Source organism: Corynebacterium sp. KPL2830, assembly GCF_040225635.1.
GTDB lineage: Bacteria > Actinomycetota > Actinomycetes > Mycobacteriales > Mycobacteriaceae > Corynebacterium.
In genome coordinates this window covers 62,388-80,222 of sequence record NZ_JBEHFR010000009.1, presented here as the reverse complement: position 1 = coordinate 80,222, position 17,835 = coordinate 62,388, and the positions used below count along the sequence as shown (strand labels likewise).

Genomic DNA, 17,835 nt, shown 5'->3' with positions numbered 1-17,835 from the left:
AGTGAAATAATCCTAATACCAGCACGCCAGACCGGCTAAACATATAACTTCACCAACACATCCTGTCGTTTAGGCCGATAACCACCCCGCACAGTCCGCCTAGTTGGCCCCATCAACGACTTATCCACAGCGCCTTCCTCCATAGCCTCGCAGCGCCCAGCGCCGCTTTCTAGCCTGTGAGCCATGGCGGCACCCAAAATTAGCGAACGACTCCGCGAATTTACCCAACCCACCGGCGAGGAAGAACTCCTCCACGTCGATTACCCGCGCCCGCGCGTGCGCATCAGCCGCTGGCAGGCCTGCGCGGTAGCCATCCTCGTGGTGGTGGGCGTCATTATCTGGCTGGGCCTTAGCTCCCGCAACTCGGATGAGTCCGGCATGCCCGAACCCGCGGCGATGGAAAGCACTACCGCCGAGCCCAGCGAGATCGTCGTATCCGTCGTCGGCGAGGTTGCAGCGCCTGGCCTGAAGACCCTCGAGCCCGGTGCCCGCGTCGCCGATGCCCTCGCCGCGGCCGCACCCTTGCCGGAGGCGGAGACCATGACGCTCAACCAAGCGCAGCGGCTTGCCGATGGCCAGCAGCTCCACGTCCTGCCCCAAGGTGCCCCGCTTGCCGATGCCCCCAGCGCAGCACCCGCCGGCGGCGATAAGGTCAGCCTGAATTCCGCCACGGCCGCCGAACTCACGGATCTCAGCGGGGTAGGGGAGGTGACCGCGGAAGCCATCGTCTCCTTCCGCGAGGAGCGCGGGGGATTTCAGGACGTCGAAGAACTCCTCGAGGTCAGCGGGATTGGCCCGGCCAAGTTTGCCAAGCTCAAAGACAACGTGCAGCTGTAGGCTTAAGGGGCCACGCCGCGATGAAAGAACTCCGCCTGCTGCCTGGCGCCTTGACCGCGTGGGCGGCGGTCATAGCGGTCCTGGTTTTCGGGCAAGGATGGGCCGTTATGTGCATCGGCAGCGTCGTAGCGATATGCCTGCTCGCCCGGCACTGGGGCCAAGCCATTTTTTGCAGCGTGCTCGCCAGCGCCGCCGCCTTCGTTGCCGCGGTGCGGCAGGCGCGTGCGGCCGCCTTCGACTTCGGCCGCGAGATCACCGGCCGCGTGGTCACCGCGCCGACCCAAACGAGCACTGGTGGCTGGCTCATCCGGCTCGATGTCCCGGGCTATCCCGCGCAGCTTCCGGTCTTTAGCCCCGAACCGCTCAGCGCCCCAGCCGGAACGCAGGTCACGGCCGCGGTACAGCTTTCCGAGTCCGACCAACCCGGAGTGGGAACCGTGATAGCCAACGCCTCCCACCTGCGTATCGACGCGCCCCCTTCGGGCCTGGCCGGCTGGGCCGCACGGGTGGCCGATAACTTCCGCGTGGTCGTACTAGAGGCGGTAGGCCCGAGCAGCCAGGGGCTTATCCCAGGCATGGTGCTTGGCGATACCTCCCTGCAAAGCCCCGCCGAGCGCGATCTCTACATCGATACCGGGCTATCGCACCTTAGCGCAGTGTCTGGTGCCAATGTGGCCATCGTCTGTTCCTTTGCCGCCATCGTCTGCGCCGCGTGTGCGCCCGGACCGCGCACTAGGGTGGCGGTGTCCTTGGCCGCGCTAGCCACCTATGTCGTCTTGGTGGGCCTTGAACCATCGGTACAGCGCGCGGCCGTCGCCGGGGTAGTAGGTCTGCTCGCGGTGCTGCACTCTTCCACCATGGAACCCATCCACGCGCTCAGCCTCGGCATCCTCACCCTCCTTTTTGTGGATTCGGACCTCGCGGTGCACTTTGGCTTCGCGCTATCGTGCGCGGCGACTTTCGGCATCGTCATGCTGAGCCCGCTCATCTATTCCCAGCTCGCGGTCACCGGCTGGCCCGCCATCTTCCTGCGCGCTATCGCGGTGGCGATTGCCGCCGATGTCCTCACCCTGCCGCTTATCGCGCTAATGTCCGGCGAGGTATCCGTTGTCTCGGTTCTCGCCAATGTCTTAGTAGCGCCCGTCACCGCACCCATTACCGTGGTGGGGCTGCTTGCGGCCATCGCCGCGCAGCTAGGCCCCTTGAGCATCGTCGCCGCGGGGCTATTGAAACTCATCGAACCCGCGTCGTGGTGGATCAATACCATCGCCCACGGCGTGGCCAGCCTGCCCGTGGTCACCATCACCGCCCACCCGCTCTTTACGCTCCTGGGATACGGATGGGTCATCGCCGGGCTGCTCTATCACCGGCCATGGCTGACCTTGGTGGGGGTTATCGCTTGTCTGGGTGTGCTTGCCGCCTAGCGCTAAAATGATGGGCATGCCTCCTGTACACCTCATTCTCGGCGACGATGAATTCCTCACCGAACGCGCCCGCCACACCATCCACAAGGCCGCGGCCGAAGGCGAGGCCACCCGCCCCGAATTGATGACGCTCAAGGCCTCCGAGGTATCCGAGGGCGAAATCTTAGAGGCCACCAGCCCGTCGCTGTTTGGCGATAACCGCGTCATCGTCATCACGGATTGCGAACGCGCCGGGAAAGAAGTAGTCGATATCATCCTGCGCGCCTGCGTCAATCCCGCGCCGGGCATGACCATGGTGGTGGTCTATTCCGTGGCCGCGAAGACGCTGAAGAAAAAGAAGAAGGCGCCCGAGCTGGTGGCGAAGCTGCGCAAGATTGCAGAGGTGCACGAGGTCTTTTCGCTTTACCCCAATGAGCTGGGCCAGTGGGCCACCCGCGAGTTCGCCTCCCACGGCGTGCGCCCCACCCCGGATGTCGTGCACGCTGTACTCGACGGCGTCGGTTCCGACCTCCGCGAGCTTGCCTCCGCCATCTCCCAGCTCGTAGCCGATACGGGCGGCAACGTCACGCAGGAAGCGGTGCGCAATTACTACGTTGGCGTGGCCGAGGTAGCTAACTGGGACATTGCCGATGCCGCCGTCGCCGGCCGCGTCGAGGCCGCCGTCTCCACCTGCCGTCGTGCCCTTCAGCTCGGTGCTAGCCCCGTGGCCATCGCCGCGGCCTTGGCCAATAAGGTTGGCGCCGTCGCGCGCCTGTATTCCACCCGCGGGGACCATTACGCACTTGCCAGGCAAACCGGGCTTGCCCCGTATGTGGTGAAAATGACCCAGTCGGTGGCTAGGCGCTGGACCGCCGATGACATCACCGCCGCCGTCATCCTCGTTTCCGAACTGGACGCCGCCGTTAAAGGCCAAGGTGGTGAGCCCGAATTCGCCGTTGAGGCGGCCGTAAAACGAATCGCAGAATTGGCACGTTAAGCTAGAGACCATGTCTGAGGAACAAGTGCAAGAATTCGCTGGTCGGCTCTTTGACATGGCGCGGGAGGGAAACCTGGATCTCCTGAGCTACATTGACCAAGGCGTCAATATCAATCTGGCCAACCAAGAAGGCCAGTCTTTTCTCATGCTTGCCGCCTATCACGGCCACGCTGATCTCGTCACAGCGCTGGCAGGTGCCGGGGCCGACGTGAACTTGCCCAATGATCGCGGCCAATCGCCCCTGGCAGGGGCGATATTCAAAAAAGAAGACGCGGTTATCGATGCCCTCCTCAACGCCGGCGCTTCCGCTACCGCCGGTCAGCCAACCGCCATTGATTCGGCCCGCATGTTTGGCCGCGAGGACCTCCTCGGCCGCTTGGAAGGCGAGTCCGCGCAGTGAGCTGGACTTCCTTTTTTACCATTCTCCTGATGAACCTGGTGGGCGTGGCCTCGCCAGGCCCGGATATCATCCTGGTCACCCGCTATGCCACCAAGTCGCGCCGCCATGCCATCGCCGCGGCCGCGGGCATTCAAATCGGCGTGTTGTTCTGGTGCGGTGCCACAGTCTTTGGCGCGGCCGCCCTCCTGACCGCCTTTCCCGGGATTTTGGGCGCCGTCCAGGCCATCGGCGGCAGCTTCCTCGTCTTCATGGGATGGCGGGCGCTGCGCAGCGGCCTCGAACAGCGCACCAACCCGCCCGTTGATTTGGAGGACGCCGAGGCCAAGTTGGGACGGCTGCGCCACTCCTTCAAGATGGGGCTGGCAACGAACCTGTCGAACCCGAAGATCGTGCTCTTCCTCGCCGCCATGATCGCCCCGCAGCTGCCGGCATCCCCACCGTTGTGGCTGGCCATCGCGCTGACCCTGGCCCTAGCGCTATCGGCCTTCGCCTTCTTCCTCGTGGTGGCCACGGTGATTTCCACGAATGCGGTGCGCCGAAAGCTCATCGCCGCGGGCCCGTGGATCGATATCGGATCGGGCTTGTTCTTCATCATCGCCGGCCTCGCGCTCGTCGTCGCCGGCGTGCAGCAGCTCGTGGCTTAAAGCCCGGGCAGGGTTTCAGATTCGCCCTCTGCCACCACATCCAGCGCCCACTGGATCCACCGCGCCACCGTCGAGGCCCGCCGCCTCGCCGTGCCAGCGCCCAGGCCGAGTCCTTCTATCGACGCCGCGATCTCGTGAGTCTCGGCCACCTTCCCGCGCCCCAGGCTTATCTCCAGTGCCTGCCGGAAAACCCGCCGCGCCGCCAACGCGCGCAGCAGGGCAGCATTGCGCCCATCGCGCCGCGGCTGTGCGACGGCCTTTTCGCCGCGAGGGGTGAGCTGATAGTGGCCATCGGCAAGCGCCAGCAGCCCGAGGTAGCAGGCCGCATTGGCGTAATAGTCCGCCTGGCGCAGATGGAAATCGTACTGCTCGGCGATGTCCTCCTTGCTCATCGGCTGCTGCGCAATGAGCTCCACCAGGTTGACCACGCGCTCGAAGCTATTGGCCTGTGGGAAGGGAATCCCTGCCGGCTCCGGCTCAGCATCGACGGAGCCAATAATGCCCAGCGCATCATCCACGCTGAGGTGCGAAGCGCTCAGGGCGTAGCGGGCGTGGTCTACCAGCGCGATGCTGCGAAAATCCGCGGGATCGCTGAAATCGTACCGATACAGGTGGAAAATCCCATTCGAGTAGACCAAAAACACGGGCACCACGGCTTTAGTTAGCCGCTGCTGGAAGCGCCGGTACGGAAAATACAATTGCCGGATATTGAAGTCTTCGGAGATGTGGTTTTTCGCCTCCACCAGCACCAAATGCTCGAGCGATTCGAAGCCGCCGTCGATTTCCATCTGCGCGCGCTCGACCTTGACTTCCAGCCCCAGATCCGGCACCGGAATCGTCATTTCCAGCGACGACATGCGCCCGGCGACGGTGGCCTGCAATGGTTCGCATCTCAAAAAGTGCTCAAGCATGCCGCTTGCCGATGCCACATTCAACGCCATCGATTCCGAGTTCACGCTTTCGATATCGAGGGTGTCAAGGCCCGCTGGCATGTCCAACGTGCGCACAGAACCTGGCCCGGCGTGGGTGGGGTCCGGGAACCGTTCGTACAGGTCCAACGGCCCGACGAAGTATTCGCTGCGGCTAACCGGAAGAATCCCCAGGCCCAGTTCCTTGAAAATCCACGGTCGAGAGGTAGAAAAATCGTGCTTGGCCATCAGCCGCGGTTCCCGGCCGGAAAGCTCCTTTAGCTCTTTGGCCGTTAGGTAGAAGTATCCGTTTTCTTCTAGCTCCTCGCCACACCCCGAGGCCATGATGCGCAGCCATCCCCAATCATCGAGGCCAAGCTTTTCGCCTTCTGGGACATCAAAAAGCGCGCGAAGTTCCCGCTGCTCTTGTGCGCCCGGTACTTTACTCATCGCCCACCTCGTAGTTGCGCACGAGCACTTCATCTACCTTGCCGCGGCGCGAACCCACGGAGTTGATGGCGCGGGTAGCCGCAACGGTGTCGATGGAAAAATCCGCGTAGAGGTCGCGGATGAACTCCGTGGCGGAATTAGAGAGGAGGAACTTCACCCCGCGGGCATCGAGGTCATCGCACACCGCCTTCAAGCGCTCTTGTTCCGCGCGGTCAAAACCGCCCTTTTGATAACCGGTAAAGGAACTGGTGACGTTGACCGGGTCATAAGGCGGATCGAAATAGACAAAGTCTCCTTCACTGGCACCTGCCACCGCCGCAGCGAAATCACCCTGCGTGAAGGTAACGTCATTGTCCCGAAAATACTGGTGGACCCCGCGCAGCGTTTCTGCATCACAAATTGTGGGGTTCTTATAACGGCCAAAAGGCGCATTGAATTGCCCCGCGGAATTTACCCGGTACAGGCCGTTATAGCAGGTCTTATTCAGATACAGCGTCCGCGCGGCGCGCTCTGTAGCAGATAGCGCCGCGAACCGTTCTGCATCGCGGTCTACCGCGCGCAGCTGGTAGAAAAAGTCCGCGTCGTTCGGATACGTCGATACCAGGTTGATGAGCTCGTCGACGCCTTCGCGCACTACCTCATATAAATTAATCAGCTCCGAGTTGAGGTCATTGACCCGCGCTGAGGACGGGGTGAGCGAAAATAAAACCGCGCCACCGCCGATGAAGGGTTCATAATAACGCCGCGGGGCCCCAGCGGGCAGGGCGGCGTGAATATGCGGCAAGAGCTGGCGTTTCCCGCCGGCCCATTTCACCAGAGGTTTGACGTTGTTCATTGGTCACTTATCTTAGCCGCCCCCGGCGACACGAACACCATCACCCTTTCGAACGTATAAGCCCATAAACTGGTTGCTACAGCGTAAAATGTCCCGGCGATCAAGCGTCTGCTTCAGTAGCTGTCTTAGCGTTTGAGTAGGCGCCTGCTTTGCCGGCGTGGGCTGGGAACGTCGCGTTGACATGCTGTAACTTCGGCGATTTAAGACGGTTAGGCAAGCCTACCAGGGTCGGTTTTTCGTGGTGGGCAGAAAGACTATAAGGTGAAGAAAAATACCATATTTATGGGGTTGAATAGTTGGGTTTCCACGGGTTGAATATCGTGAGGAAGAGGGGAGAGAGTATGCCGCGCATTTCAGAGATCCGCGTCGCAGCACTGCGGCTCGTCATTGACCACGGGTATGACGGGTTCACCATGGAAGAGCTTGCGCACCACGTGGGGATATCGCGGCGTACCCTTTTTAACTACGTCAAAGATAAGGAGTCAGCGGTACTCGGCCCGGAAGTTTCGGAAAAGTTCGACCAGCAATTGCAAAACTTCGCCGCTGGCCTGCCCAGCGGTAGCCTGCGGGAGGATTCTGCAATCATGGCGAACGCGGAATTTGAGCATGCAGTGGGCAACGAATATTTCCCGGAGATTTCCCAATTGACCGCCCAAGCGCTCTCCCAGGATGGGAAATTACTGTCCATGTATTGGCGCCGAAACGAGCGCGTCATGATGCACATCCGCCGGGCATTGCAGGCGCGTGAAGGATGGAAGGCCTCGGATCCTCGGCTCATCCCGGCGGTCAATATCATCCACACGCAGTTTCAAACCGCTATCCAGACTTTTGTGGAATCCCATGGCCGCACATCATTGTCGGTGGCCTATGCAGATGCAGGCAAGATCTTCGAGGCCTACTTTGCCGATGAACTAGCCTAGGTCCATCTGCCGCAACAAAACCGGCGCAATAAAAATCCCCCGAACAAGTCGCTGCATGAAGCGGTGCTTTGTTCGGGGGAGACAAGAAGGCTAGTTACTAGTCCATCTTGTTGAAGGCGGTGGCCAAACCGGACTTCTTGTTGGCAGCAGCGTTGCGGTGGAAGACGCCTTTGGAAACGGACTTATCCAGCGCACGAGAAGCAACGCGCAGCTGCTTTTCAGCTGCAGCCTTGTCACCAGTCTCTACGGCTGCGTGGAACTTGCGGATCTCGGTGCGAACCGCGGAACGCACGCTCTTGTTGCGCTGACGAGACTTCTCGTTGGTCAGAACGCGCTTCTGCTTGGACTTGATATTAGCCATGAAAATACCTCTTGATAATCGAAGATGATTGATTCAGAAACAAACCCGCCGGACGTGTCCCGCGATCCCCACTAAGCGTGGAGAAGCGCTCGGCGTTGGTATTCGAAGAGCGAACCCAAGGTCCTGCCCGCCCCGACCAACGCGCCCGGAAAGTAAGTAACTTGCAAATAATAGCAGCACAACCCCGCGTCAGCCAAGTCCGCGGCTGCCACACCGCCGAACTACGCCCAGTGGTAGCGCGAGCGCAAGCGGTTGGCAATCCGTTCGAACCTGCGTTCTGGAAAAAGGATACCCTGGCGGCGCACCTGTTCCTCGGAGACCTCCAATAAACGGTCCAAGCGCACCCAACAGTTGCGCCCAGAGGCGTCCCACTCGCCGCAGCCGATTTCAAGCCAGGCATCGTCAAGCGCATGCTCCGGGTTGGCGGAAATGAGCAGGCCCGTCACCGTGGTGCGGGTGCGCCCGACCACCAAGATGGCGCGCTCGCGGGGAGGGGCTTGCTTGCCCTCTGAAGGCGTCCACACCCACACCACCTCGCCGGAATCGGCCTGGCCATCCATATCGGGGGAGAAGAAGATGGAACGGGGGTGCGCCGCGGTGGCCTCGACCTGGATGGAGGCGGCCTTGCGCGGTTCGTGGCTGTGGGTGGACCTATCCAGCCCTAACTGGGAGTTGATGCGGTTGAGGCCGGAGTCCACGGGCTCGCGCTCGCTGATTCCGAGCGCCTCGCGCAGACGGGTGAGCATGCCGGAATTCATGTCGACTATTGTAGACGTATGTCTGAAAACTTTGCGGCCACGACGTTTACGGATCCCGCCCGGATCCGTAACTTCTGCATTATTGCTCACATCGACCACGGAAAGTCGACGCTGGCAGACCGCATCCTGCAACTATCTAAGGTGGTTGCGGAGCGCGATATGCGTGACCAGTTCCTCGATAATATGGATATCGAGCGCGAACGCGGCATTACTATTAAGGCGCAGAACGTGCGCCTGCCGTGGGTGCCGCAATCGGGGGCATCGGCAGGCGAGCAGATCGTCATGCAGATGATCGATACGCCCGGCCACGTGGACTTTACCTACGAGGTCTCCCGCGCGCTCGAGGCGTGTGAGGGAGCCATCCTGCTTGTCGATGCCGCCCAGGGCATCGAAGCCCAAACCCTCGCCAACCTGTACCTGGCGATGGAAAATGACCTGGAAATCATCCCGGTGCTCAATAAAATCGACCTGCCCGCGGCGGACCCGGATAAGTATGCGCTGGAAATCGCCAATATCATCGGCTGCGAGCCCGAGGAGGTGCTGAAGGTATCGGGCAAGACCGGCGAAGGCGTGGTTGAGCTGCTCGATAAGGTCTGCGAATTGGTGCCGCCGCCGTCCTCGGAGTACGAGCCCGATGCGCCCGCACGCGCGATGATTTTTGACTCCGTCTATGACACCTACCGCGGCGTGGTGACCTATATCCGCATGGTGGACGGCAAGCTCACCCCGCGTCAGAAGGTGACGATGATGTCCACCAATGCCAACCACGAGCTGCTGGAAATCGGCATCGTCTCTCCCACGATGCAAAAGTGCGAGGGCCTGGGTCCCGGCGAGGTGGGTTACCTCATTACCGGCGTGAAGGACGTGCGCGAGACCAAGGTGGGTGATACCGTCACCTGGTCCCACGGCGGCGCCGAGACCCCGCTGCAGGGGTACAAGGACCCTGACCCGATGGTTTATTCCGGGCTTTTCCCCATCTCCCAAGCCGATTTCCCCGACCTGCGCGATGCGTTGGAAAAGCTGCAGCTTAACGATGCCTCCTTGACCTTCGAGCCCGAGACCTCCGTCGCCCTCGGCTTCGGCTTCCGCTGCGGTTTCTTGGGCCTGCTGCACATGGAGATCACCCGCGACCGCCTGGAGCGCGAGTTCGGACTCGACCTGATTTCTACCGCTCCGTCCGTGACCTACCGCGTGGTGGCAGAAGACGGCGAGGAAAGCTGGGTTCACAACCCTTCAGATTGGCCGGAGGGCAAGCTCAACGAGGTCTACGAGCCCATTGTCTCCATGACCGTCATCGTGCCCGAGCAGTTCGTCGGCCCGACGATGGAGCTATGCCAATCCAAGCGCGGCCAGATGGGTGGGATGGATTATCTGTCCGAAGACCGCGTGGAGCTGCGCTACACCATGCCTTTGGGCGAAATCATCTTTGACTTCTTCGACATGTTGAAATCCCGTACCAAGGGCTATGCTTCGCTCAACTATGAGGAGGCCGGTGAGCAGCAGTCCGACCTCGTAAAGGTGGATATCCTCCTTAACGGCGACCCGGTCGATGCCTTCTCCGCCATCATCCACCGCGATTCGGCCCAGTGGTACGGCAATAAGATGACCAAGAAGCTCAAGGAGCTCATCCCGCGCCAGCAATTCGAGGTCCCCGTCCAGGCGGCCATTGGTACCAAGGTCATCGCCCGCGAAAACATCCGCGCTATGCGCAAGGACGTGCTGGCCAAGTGCTACGGCGGCGATATCTCGCGTAAGCGCAAGCTGCTGGAAAAGCAGAAAGCGGGTAAAAAGCGCATGAAGACCTTGGGCTCTGTGTCGGTACCGCAGGAGGCCTTCGTGGCGGCGCTGTCGACGGACGCGGACGACTAGGCACTGGAAAGCGCAGCGTAATAGTACCTTAATTTTCAGTTAACAATCTCCGCGGCGTCGGCCGCCTAAAAGCGAGGTTGAACTGCACCTATAGGGCATTCCTGAGACTGGGAATGCCCATTTTGAGTGTTTGCGGTTTATGGTTTCGCGGCGTTTAATTTCGATTCGAAAGCGACCGATGACTCTTCGGCGAGCCACAGCCACTTTCTCCCTCTTTGTGTCACTCGTTTAACTTAAGGCGGAAAATAAGATGAAGCTTCGCTCTCGCGCTGTGGCAGTGTGCGCCGCAGCCGCTGCCACAACTTTCTTGGCCCCCGGTATCGCACAGGCCGAAACCAAGACCCCTATCGATCACGTCGTGGTCATTTACTCCGAAAACATTTCCTTCGACCACTACTTCGGTACCTATCCGAATGCGCTCAATGACGAGACCGAAAAGCTGCAGGGAAGCGAGAAACCTGCCCCTAAGTTCACCGCCAAGGCCAACACCCCTAAAGCGGATAATCTCGAAAACAGCGGCAAGCTGAAGGACAATCCGAATTCCATCGATCCTTTTCGCATCTCGCCTGAACACTCCGTGACCACGGACCAGAACCACCACTACGCCGATGAGCAGGAAGCCTACAACGGCGGCAAGATGGACAAGTTCCCGGAGACGGTGTCCACGGACATCGATAAGAGCAATGAGGGTGCCTACGCCACCCCGGGCATGACCATGGGATACTACGACGGCAATACCGTGACCGGTATGTGGAACTACGCGCAGAACTTCGCGCTGAATGATAACAGCTTCTCCACCATCTTCGGTCCCTCCACCCCGGGCGCGCTGAACCTGATTTCCGGCACCGTCGCCGATGCCACCATGCACGACCCAGCCACGGGCGACCAGCAGAAAATCGAAGATGGCAAGAACCACGCCCTGGCCGGCGTATCCGAGGACGGGTCTAACGCAACCGTGGTGGGCGACCCAGACCCGCTTTTCGATGACTGCTCCAATAAGTCCTCCGCCGGTACCAACCAAGTCACCGCGATGCACTCCAAGAACATTGGTGATCAGCTCAACGATAAGGACGTGACCTGGGGTTGGTTCCAGGGCGGATTCCGCCCCACCGATAAGGCAACCAAGGACTCCCGCGCCCGCTGCGGTTCTTCGCACACCACGCTGACCGGCCAGAATCAGACCGACTACAACCCGCACCACGAGCCGTTCCAGTACTATGCGTCTACCGCCAACCCGCACCACTTGGCCCCGTCCAGCGATGACATGATTGGCAAGACCGACCAGGCAAACCACCAGTACGATCTCGCGGACTTCGATACCGCCATCGAGCAGGGCAACCTGCCCTCCGTGTCCTTCCTCAAGGCCGCTAACTACCAAGATGGCCACGCCGGCTACTCCAACCCGCTGGATGAGCAGGCGTTTATCACCCACTACATCAATGAGCTGCAAAACTCCCCGGAGTGGGATTCCACCGCAGTCGTCATCGCCTACGACGATTCCGATGGTTGGTACGACCACAAGGCGCCGGAAATCCTCAACGGCTCCACCGACCCGCACCAGGACAAGGAAATTTGCACCGCCGCTGCTGCAAAGGTAGGCATCAAGGGCGATAAGAACGGCCAGTGTGGCCCCGGCACCCGCCAGCCGCTCTTGGTTGTGTCGCCTTATGCCAAGACCAACCACATCGATTCCACCTATACCGAGCAGACCTCGGTGACCAAGTTCATCCAGGACAACTGGGGCCTTGGCCGCTTGGGCGGGGATGCCTTCGATGACCGCGCAGGTGCGCTCACCGGCATGTTCGACTTTGCGGCTGCAGATAAGGCTCCGAAGCTCTTCCTCAATGAAACCGATGGCACTGTCGCAGAGGATTATGACTCCGTAGAGCGCGTGGATGACACCTCACGCGCTGGCACCAATCTGAAGCCGGTTGTCGATGGCATGAATGACACCAAGGTCACCGAGCAGGGCGTTCCCGCCGTGACCACGCTGGATAAGGCCCAGCAGCCGGATACCAACCACGCCGCATCCAGTTCCACCAAGGTGGGCATCATCGGCATCCTCGCCGCATTGGGCATAGCCGCTGGCATCATCGGCTGGGTCATGAGTGGTCACCCCGGCCTGGATTTGAAGAACCTGCCTTTCTAATTTATGAAGATTTCCCGTTTCGCCACCGCATTCGCGCTCGCAGTTGGGCTTTCCATCTCGCAAACGGGTGCCCAGGCGATGCTCAGCGGGCAGGGCAGCGAGCAACCCCCGCGCGAGCTCGCCGTGCGCGATGTGTATTCCTGCCCGGCGCCTGAGGACGTGCAGGGCGAGGCGAAATGGAAGATCAATAACACCACCGGGCTTGCCCTCACGGTCTATGTTTCAGATGACAAGGGCAATGCCTACCAGGTCCTCGAGCGCATCGGTACCCCCGCCATCCGCGAGTGGAACCCCCAGCTGGAGGACGGAACCTACCACCTGACCTGTGTATTTCACAACGATTCCGCGGTAGAGTCGGATGATTTCACGGTGGCGGGCTCCACCGTGGCTGATGCTCCCAAGATGGTTCCCATTACGGACCACGAGGTCGCCGCGGTATCCATCAAGCAGGCAGAAAACCAGAAAAAGCGCGTGCCGGAGCTGCAAAAGCGCGCCCATGCGCTTGCCGATGCCACTTCTTCCTCCCGCCCCGCCGCCCAAGCCGCCTACCTGGACTACCTGGAGTATTACCGCTCCTTCGACGATTCCAGCGCGGAGTGGCCGGGCCCGGATTTGGAGGCCTACGAAGGCATCGAGCGCATCCTGTGGTCCAACCGTCCACCCAGCGATGCCGCCCTGCCCGCCACCGCGCTTGCCGATGCCACCGACAAAACCGCCCACGCCCTCGATACCGCCCATTTTGCTATCCCCGCCCCGGATTATGGGCTGCGCGCGCATGAGGTGATGGAGGAATTCGAGCGCTTTGACCTGCGCGGCGAGCGCGATTTCGGCGCCCATGCCCTGCCTACCGCCCTGCGCGGAATCATTACGTCGACCCGAATGACACTGGATCCCGTGCGCTCTTTGGTCGAGGATCGCGGTTTAGACACCGCGCCCATCTACCATCAGCTCGCGGATTTGGACACCCTTGCTGAGGAATTCGAGGATAAATACGGTGGTGCGTCTAGCGCGGCTTTTGCGGACTGGACGCAGGAGGACCGCTTGCACTTACAGGCGGGCGTCGCCAAGGCGAATGAGCTGCTCGCCCCAGTTGCCACCATGACCGTTATCCGGAGGATGAACTAGTGCCGTGCCCGTTTAACTTTTCCCGCCGCTCCTTTTTGTCTGGCCTCGCCGCCTCCGCGGCCGTCGGCGCAGCCCCGGGAGCAGAAGCTGAGTCCCCCTCGCTTCCGTTGGAATCCACCGACTCACTGGATCGCCCGGGCGCGCTGGATTTTCACGGCGAACACCAGCAAGGCATTATCAATCCCCCACAGAAATACTCGGAAATAGTGGCGCTGGACGTGCAGGTTAAAACAAAAACCCGTTTGGACAAGCTCCTGCGCACGCTAAGTGAAAGGGCGCGTATCTTAACCGCAGGTGGCACGCCCGCCCCCGATGGCATTGCTTATCCGGCGATGGATTCGGGCGAGTTGGGCCCAGAGCTGCCGGCCGATCACTTATCCATTACCCTCGCAGTGGGCGATTCGCTTTTCGATGACCGCTTCGGCCTTGCCGCCCACAAGCCCGCGCACTTGAGCGCGATGGAATCGTTTGCCGATGACACCCTGCAAGAAGAAATGTGCCACGGTGACTTAGCTTTGCAGATTTGCGCCGATGAACGCGATATCGTTCTCCACGCGCTGCGCGATATCTTGCGCCATACGCGCGGCGATGTGGCGGTGCGCTGGCGACAGAATGGTTATATGAATTCCCCGCGGCCATCGGGTACGCAGCGCAATCATTTGGGGTTTAAGGATGGCATCGTCAATCCTGGCCCCGATAACTACGATTCGCTCGTGTGGGCCGGTTCGGATGAGCCTGCCTGGGCCGCAGGCGGTAGCTATATGGCGGTGCGGCTTATTGCCATGTACACCGAGTTTTGGGATCGCATTTCCATTGCCGAGCAGGAGCAAATCTTCGGCCGCGACCGCGCAACGGGCGGCCCGCTATCGGGCGGCGACGAGCACGCCGAACCGGATTACCTCGATGATGCCACCGGCGATGTCATTCCCACCGATGCCCACATCCGCCTGGCTAATCCTCGCACCCCAGAAACCGCTGACCAACTTATGCTGCGCCGCGCTTATAACTACGACAACGGCGTGCGCGATAACGGCACCCTCGACGTGGGGCTGGTCTTCATCTCCTTCCAACAGGACCTAGAACGACAATTCATTACGGTGCAAAAACGCCTCGAAGGCGAACCGCTGGCTGACTATATCCGCCCCTACGGCGGCGGCTACTTCTTCGCGCTTCCCGGCATCGCCGATGAATCCGATTATTTCGGCCGCAGCCTCCTTGAAGCCTAAAACCTCCTACCCAGCTAACCACTGGTCGCTCGCGAACTTTTACCACCGCGCCAAGGTCGTGACTTAGCACCCAGCGATGGAGGCACACCACAACGCACCGTCGGCACAGGGTCTCCCGGTGCACCGTTTTCCCGGCACAAAGTTCCCAGGGCACCTAGATCCCACGGCGCCCGGATCCCAGGGTGCCCTGTCTCATGGCACACCCTTCCCACCGCGCACGAGCCTTACGGCGCACGGGTTTCAAAGCACACTGTTCCTCCGGCGCACGGGCCTTGGGGTAGAAGGCTTATGGCACGCCAAACCGGCAACCGCTAAACCAGCGGTTGCTATCGGCGGCAATAAGAAGAGCAACGGCAGGAAAGGCGCCACTTACTTAGGAACCCCAGAACTGTTCGGGCCCGGCTCAATCGCATCAAGTAAAGGCGGCACCTAGCTGGGTGGCGAGGCCCAGGGTGGTAGCCACTCGATGCGACCGCGATGGCGATGCAGGCGGCCGCGCACCGGTGGGGCGTGCGGGTCGTCGTCGTTGACGCCGTTGTGATAGGGGCAAGCAATGGTCAGGTTGTCCATATTCGTCTCGCCGCCGTGCTTCCACGCCTGGAGATGGTGGACCTGGCATTTATCTGCCGGATAATTGCACTCCGCCCACGGGCAGGAGGGGTTCTCGGCGGCGGCCATCAGCCGCTGCTTTTCGGAAGCGAACCGGGAGGTCCTATAGAGGTTGACTGGGCCCTCGAAAGGATGGATGAGGGTGATAAGGCCGACCTCGGCAAGCTTTTTCTCCACCAACTTGGCCCCGGAAATTTCGGCACCATTGGTCATCTGCAGCGTGACCTCTTCGCCGCCACCATTTAAGATCTTATCCAGCTCATCGAGGTGGATAACGATATTGGTGCTAGCTACTGGGCGCGTGGCACCACCGCGAAAGAAAATGCGATCGACGGCCTCGAGCGGGGAATCCTCCCCAATGGTGGAATGCAGGTCGGCGATGAAATCGGAATCACCGGTAATCGACAGCGTGGAGGGCCCACCCTTGCGCCGGGTCATGCGCACCCCGCGCTGGGGCTGACGGGGAGGATACATCTCCTTGAGACGGGTGCGCGCTAGCTTGTCGATGTCCCCCGAAGTCCCACACAACTCTGCCCGCAGCGCCCACGCATCCCGCTTCGTCTTGGTGCGGGAGACGTATTTTTCAATCAACTTGAGCGTAGTTAAGCAGTGCTTCGTCGCCCGGCACGTGCGCTGGCGGCGGGTGAAGGAGGTGGGGCCGAAGTAGGCATCGGCAAGCAGCAGCAATTCGCGCGATTCCTGCCGGGAAATGCCAAACCGCCGCAGGTCCGTTTCGGCAAGGCCGAATACCTCGCCGAGAAGCTCCATCGGCGAGGTTAATTGGCGGGCATAGTCTTGCAAGCGGGTCATGCCTGCGAGGTTAAGCCTCCGTCCACCCGCGGGAAAGCCCGCGCCACCCCGCCTGTGGATAACTCGCCCCACGCGTCACACCTGATGCCTCGCCGTCCATTCACCCTGTGGATAACCTGCGGTATTGTCGAATATGACAGCGAGTAAAGGAGCCCACATGACTGATCCCACGAAAATTGTTCGCCCCAACCACCCCGGACGTAAGTCCGCGCCGCGCCAGGCGCAGGAGTTGCCGCCGCTGCCGGTGACAAGGGCGCGCATCGGCAAGCAGCAGGCGACGGAGATTTTTCAGGACATGGGCGAAAACATGGTGGAGGACCTGCAGGAAATTCGGCGCGATTTGCACCGTCACCCGGAAATCGGGCTGCACCTGCCGCGCACGCAGAAAAAAGTCCTTGAGGCGCTCGAGGGCCTGCCGCTCGAGATCCATGTGGGGCAGGATCTCAGCTCCGTGGTGGCGGTGCTGCGTGGCGGCAAGCGCGGCGAGCGGCCGGTTTCGGTGCTGTTGCGCGCGGATATGGACGCGCTGGAGGTGCATGAGCAGACCGGAAGCCCCTTTGCGTCGATCAATGAATACATGCACGCCTGCGGCCATGACCTACATACCGCGGGGCTGATTGGGGCCGCGCGCATGCTGTGTGAGCACCGTGAGGAGCTGCATGGCGATGTCACCTTTATGTTCCAGCCCGGCGAGGAAGGCCCCGGCGGTGCGCAGCCGATGATTGAGGAAGGCGTGCTCGATGCCGCTGGCCGACGCCCAATCGCCGCCTACGGCCTGCACGTGGGCCCGCAGGATCGGGGCACGTTCCACTATGTTCCCGGGCCGATGATGGCAAGCTCGTCCAACCTGACCATTACGGTGCTGGGTAAGGGCGGGCACGGGTCCCGCCCGCACGATGCCATCGACCCCGTCGCGGCGCTGGCGGAAATTCAGATGGCGCTGCAGACCGCGCTGACGCGCCGCTTCGATGCGCTGGAGCCCATCGTGATCACCGTGACCAACCTGTGGGCGGGCAATGGTGCGTATAACGCGATTCCGGATCGCGCGGCGCTGGGGGCGACGGTGCGCGTGCTTCGCGACGAAAAGATCGACGCCGTCCGCCAAATGATCACCGAGGTCTCCAGCTCGGTGGCTGCCTCGCACCGGTGCACCGCGCAGGTGGATTTCGAGGTGCTGTATCCCACGACGAAGACGAACCCGCGGGAGAACCAATTTGCCGCCACGCTGTGGGGGCAGATGTTTGGCGCGGAAAATATGCAGCCTTTCGAGGCCCCGATGATGGCCTCTGAGGACTTCGGCTATGTCCTTTCCCAAGTGCCGGGCACGTTTATGTGGATGGGCACGGCCAACCCTTCGACGCCCGAGAACCAGCGCGAGTGGAATCACTCGCCGATGATGCGTTTTGATGACTCCGTGCTCGGTATGCAGGCAGCAGCGCTCGCCGCCGTGGCTTTCGAGCGCCTGGCCACCGAAAACGAGCATCCTTCCGCGCAGACCAAGGCCATGCGAGAGGCAGCCGGCGTACAGAAATAA

General features: G+C 61.1%; 16 protein-coding genes. 11 read left to right on the top strand and 5 right to left on the bottom strand.

Going from position 1 to position 17,835, the window contains the following annotated elements; translation table 11 throughout:
• The first annotated feature begins 183 nt into the window (after positions 1 to 183).
• Genes ABRP87_RS04785 through ABRP87_RS04765 form a run of 5 tightly spaced genes read left to right on the top strand, consistent with a single transcriptional unit; the run spans position 184 to position 4,281 of the window.
• Positions 184 to 837 carry a ComEA family DNA-binding protein gene (locus ABRP87_RS04785; protein WP_349863207.1) on the top strand — a complete coding sequence of 218 codons (654 nt, stop codon included), beginning with the start codon at positions 184 to 186 and terminating at the stop codon, positions 835 to 837.
• Positions 838 to 857: 20 nt separating this feature from the next.
• Positions 858 to 2,261, top strand: coding sequence for a ComEC/Rec2 family competence protein (locus ABRP87_RS04780; RefSeq protein WP_349863205.1), 1,404 nt, complete (start codon positions 858 to 860; stop codon positions 2,259 to 2,261).
• A gap of 7 nt (positions 2,262 to 2,268) precedes the next feature.
• Positions 2,269 to 3,237 (top strand): DNA polymerase III subunit delta, encoded by a 969-nt coding sequence (gene holA / locus ABRP87_RS04775; protein WP_349867913.1) that lies wholly within the window; start codon positions 2,269 to 2,271, stop codon positions 3,235 to 3,237.
• 10 nt (positions 3,238 to 3,247) lie between these two features.
• Complete coding sequence (locus ABRP87_RS04770) at positions 3,248 to 3,637, top strand: ankyrin repeat domain-containing protein (RefSeq protein WP_349863198.1); 390 nt, start codon at positions 3,248 to 3,250, stop codon at positions 3,635 to 3,637.
• Positions 3,634 to 4,281, top strand: coding sequence for a LysE family translocator (locus ABRP87_RS04765; protein WP_239268680.1), 648 nt, complete (start codon positions 3,634 to 3,636; stop codon positions 4,279 to 4,281). Before ABRP87_RS04770 ends, ABRP87_RS04765 begins: the two co-directional genes overlap by 4 nt.
• Here the strand turns inward: ABRP87_RS04765 and ABRP87_RS04760 are convergent.
• Both ABRP87_RS04760 and ABRP87_RS04755 read right to left on the bottom strand, forming a co-directional pair.
• Positions 4,278 to 5,639, bottom strand: coding sequence for a type II restriction enzyme (locus tag ABRP87_RS04760; protein WP_349852865.1), 1,362 nt, complete (start codon positions 5,637 to 5,639; stop codon positions 4,278 to 4,280). The two genes, ABRP87_RS04765 and ABRP87_RS04760, sit on opposite strands and share 4 nt — an antisense overlap.
• Entirely contained in the window at positions 5,632 to 6,474 is an 843-nt protein-coding gene (locus tag ABRP87_RS04755; RefSeq protein ID WP_349863196.1) for a DNA adenine methylase, read from the bottom strand. The genes ABRP87_RS04760 and ABRP87_RS04755 overlap by 8 nt, the downstream gene beginning before the upstream one ends.
• A 341-nt stretch (positions 6,475 to 6,815) precedes the next feature.
• Here ABRP87_RS04755 and ABRP87_RS04750 point away from each other — a divergent pair, with 341 nt between their 5' ends.
• Positions 6,816 to 7,394, top strand: coding sequence for a TetR/AcrR family transcriptional regulator (locus tag ABRP87_RS04750; RefSeq protein WP_349852867.1), 579 nt, complete (start codon positions 6,816 to 6,818; stop codon positions 7,392 to 7,394).
• A 97-nt stretch (positions 7,395 to 7,491) separates the two neighbouring features.
• Here the strand turns inward: ABRP87_RS04750 and rpsT are convergent, their stop codons facing one another.
• Both rpsT and ABRP87_RS04740 read right to left on the bottom strand, forming a co-directional pair.
• Entirely contained in the window at positions 7,492 to 7,755 is a 264-nt protein-coding gene (gene rpsT, locus ABRP87_RS04745; RefSeq protein WP_023023493.1) for a 30S ribosomal protein S20, read from the bottom strand.
• Between the two features lie 221 nt (positions 7,756 to 7,976).
• On the bottom strand, positions 7,977 to 8,513 hold the full coding sequence (locus ABRP87_RS04740; RefSeq protein ID WP_349863193.1) for a type II toxin-antitoxin system PemK/MazF family toxin: 537 nt from the start codon (positions 8,511 to 8,513) through the stop codon (positions 7,977 to 7,979).
• An 18-nt stretch (positions 8,514 to 8,531) separates the two neighbouring features.
• Between ABRP87_RS04740 and lepA the strand changes: the two genes are divergently transcribed.
• The 4 genes from lepA (at position 8,532) to efeB (ending at position 14,882) form a co-directional block, all read left to right on the top strand.
• Positions 8,532 to 10,382, top strand: a complete 1,851-nt coding sequence (lepA, locus tag ABRP87_RS04735) for a translation elongation factor 4 (RefSeq protein WP_349863191.1) — start codon at positions 8,532 to 8,534, stop codon at positions 10,380 to 10,382.
• Between the two features lie 250 nt (positions 10,383 to 10,632).
• Positions 10,633 to 12,531: a phospholipase C gene (locus tag ABRP87_RS04730; protein ID WP_349867912.1), complete on the top strand. Its 1,899-nt coding sequence runs from the start codon at positions 10,633 to 10,635 to the stop codon at positions 12,529 to 12,531.
• A gap of 3 nt (positions 12,532 to 12,534) precedes the next feature.
• Positions 12,535 to 13,656 (top strand): EfeM/EfeO family lipoprotein, encoded by a 1,122-nt coding sequence (locus ABRP87_RS04725; RefSeq protein WP_349863186.1) that lies wholly within the window; start codon positions 12,535 to 12,537, stop codon positions 13,654 to 13,656.
• Positions 13,656 to 14,882, top strand: a complete 1,227-nt coding sequence (efeB, locus tag ABRP87_RS04720; protein WP_349867911.1) for an iron uptake transporter deferrochelatase/peroxidase subunit — start codon at positions 13,656 to 13,658, stop codon at positions 14,880 to 14,882. Before ABRP87_RS04725 ends, efeB begins: the two co-directional genes overlap by 1 nt.
• Positions 14,883 to 15,311: 429 nt before the next feature.
• Here the strand turns inward: efeB and ABRP87_RS04715 are convergent, their stop codons facing one another.
• On the bottom strand, positions 15,312 to 16,301 hold the full coding sequence (locus ABRP87_RS04715) for an HNH endonuclease signature motif containing protein (RefSeq protein WP_349867910.1): 990 nt from the start codon (positions 16,299 to 16,301) through the stop codon (positions 15,312 to 15,314).
• Between the two features lie 157 nt (positions 16,302 to 16,458).
• On the opposite strand from ABRP87_RS04715, the gene ABRP87_RS04710 reads away from it, so the two are divergent.
• Positions 16,459 to 17,835, top strand: coding sequence for a M20 metallopeptidase family protein (locus ABRP87_RS04710; protein ID WP_349867909.1), 1,377 nt, complete (start codon positions 16,459 to 16,461; stop codon positions 17,833 to 17,835).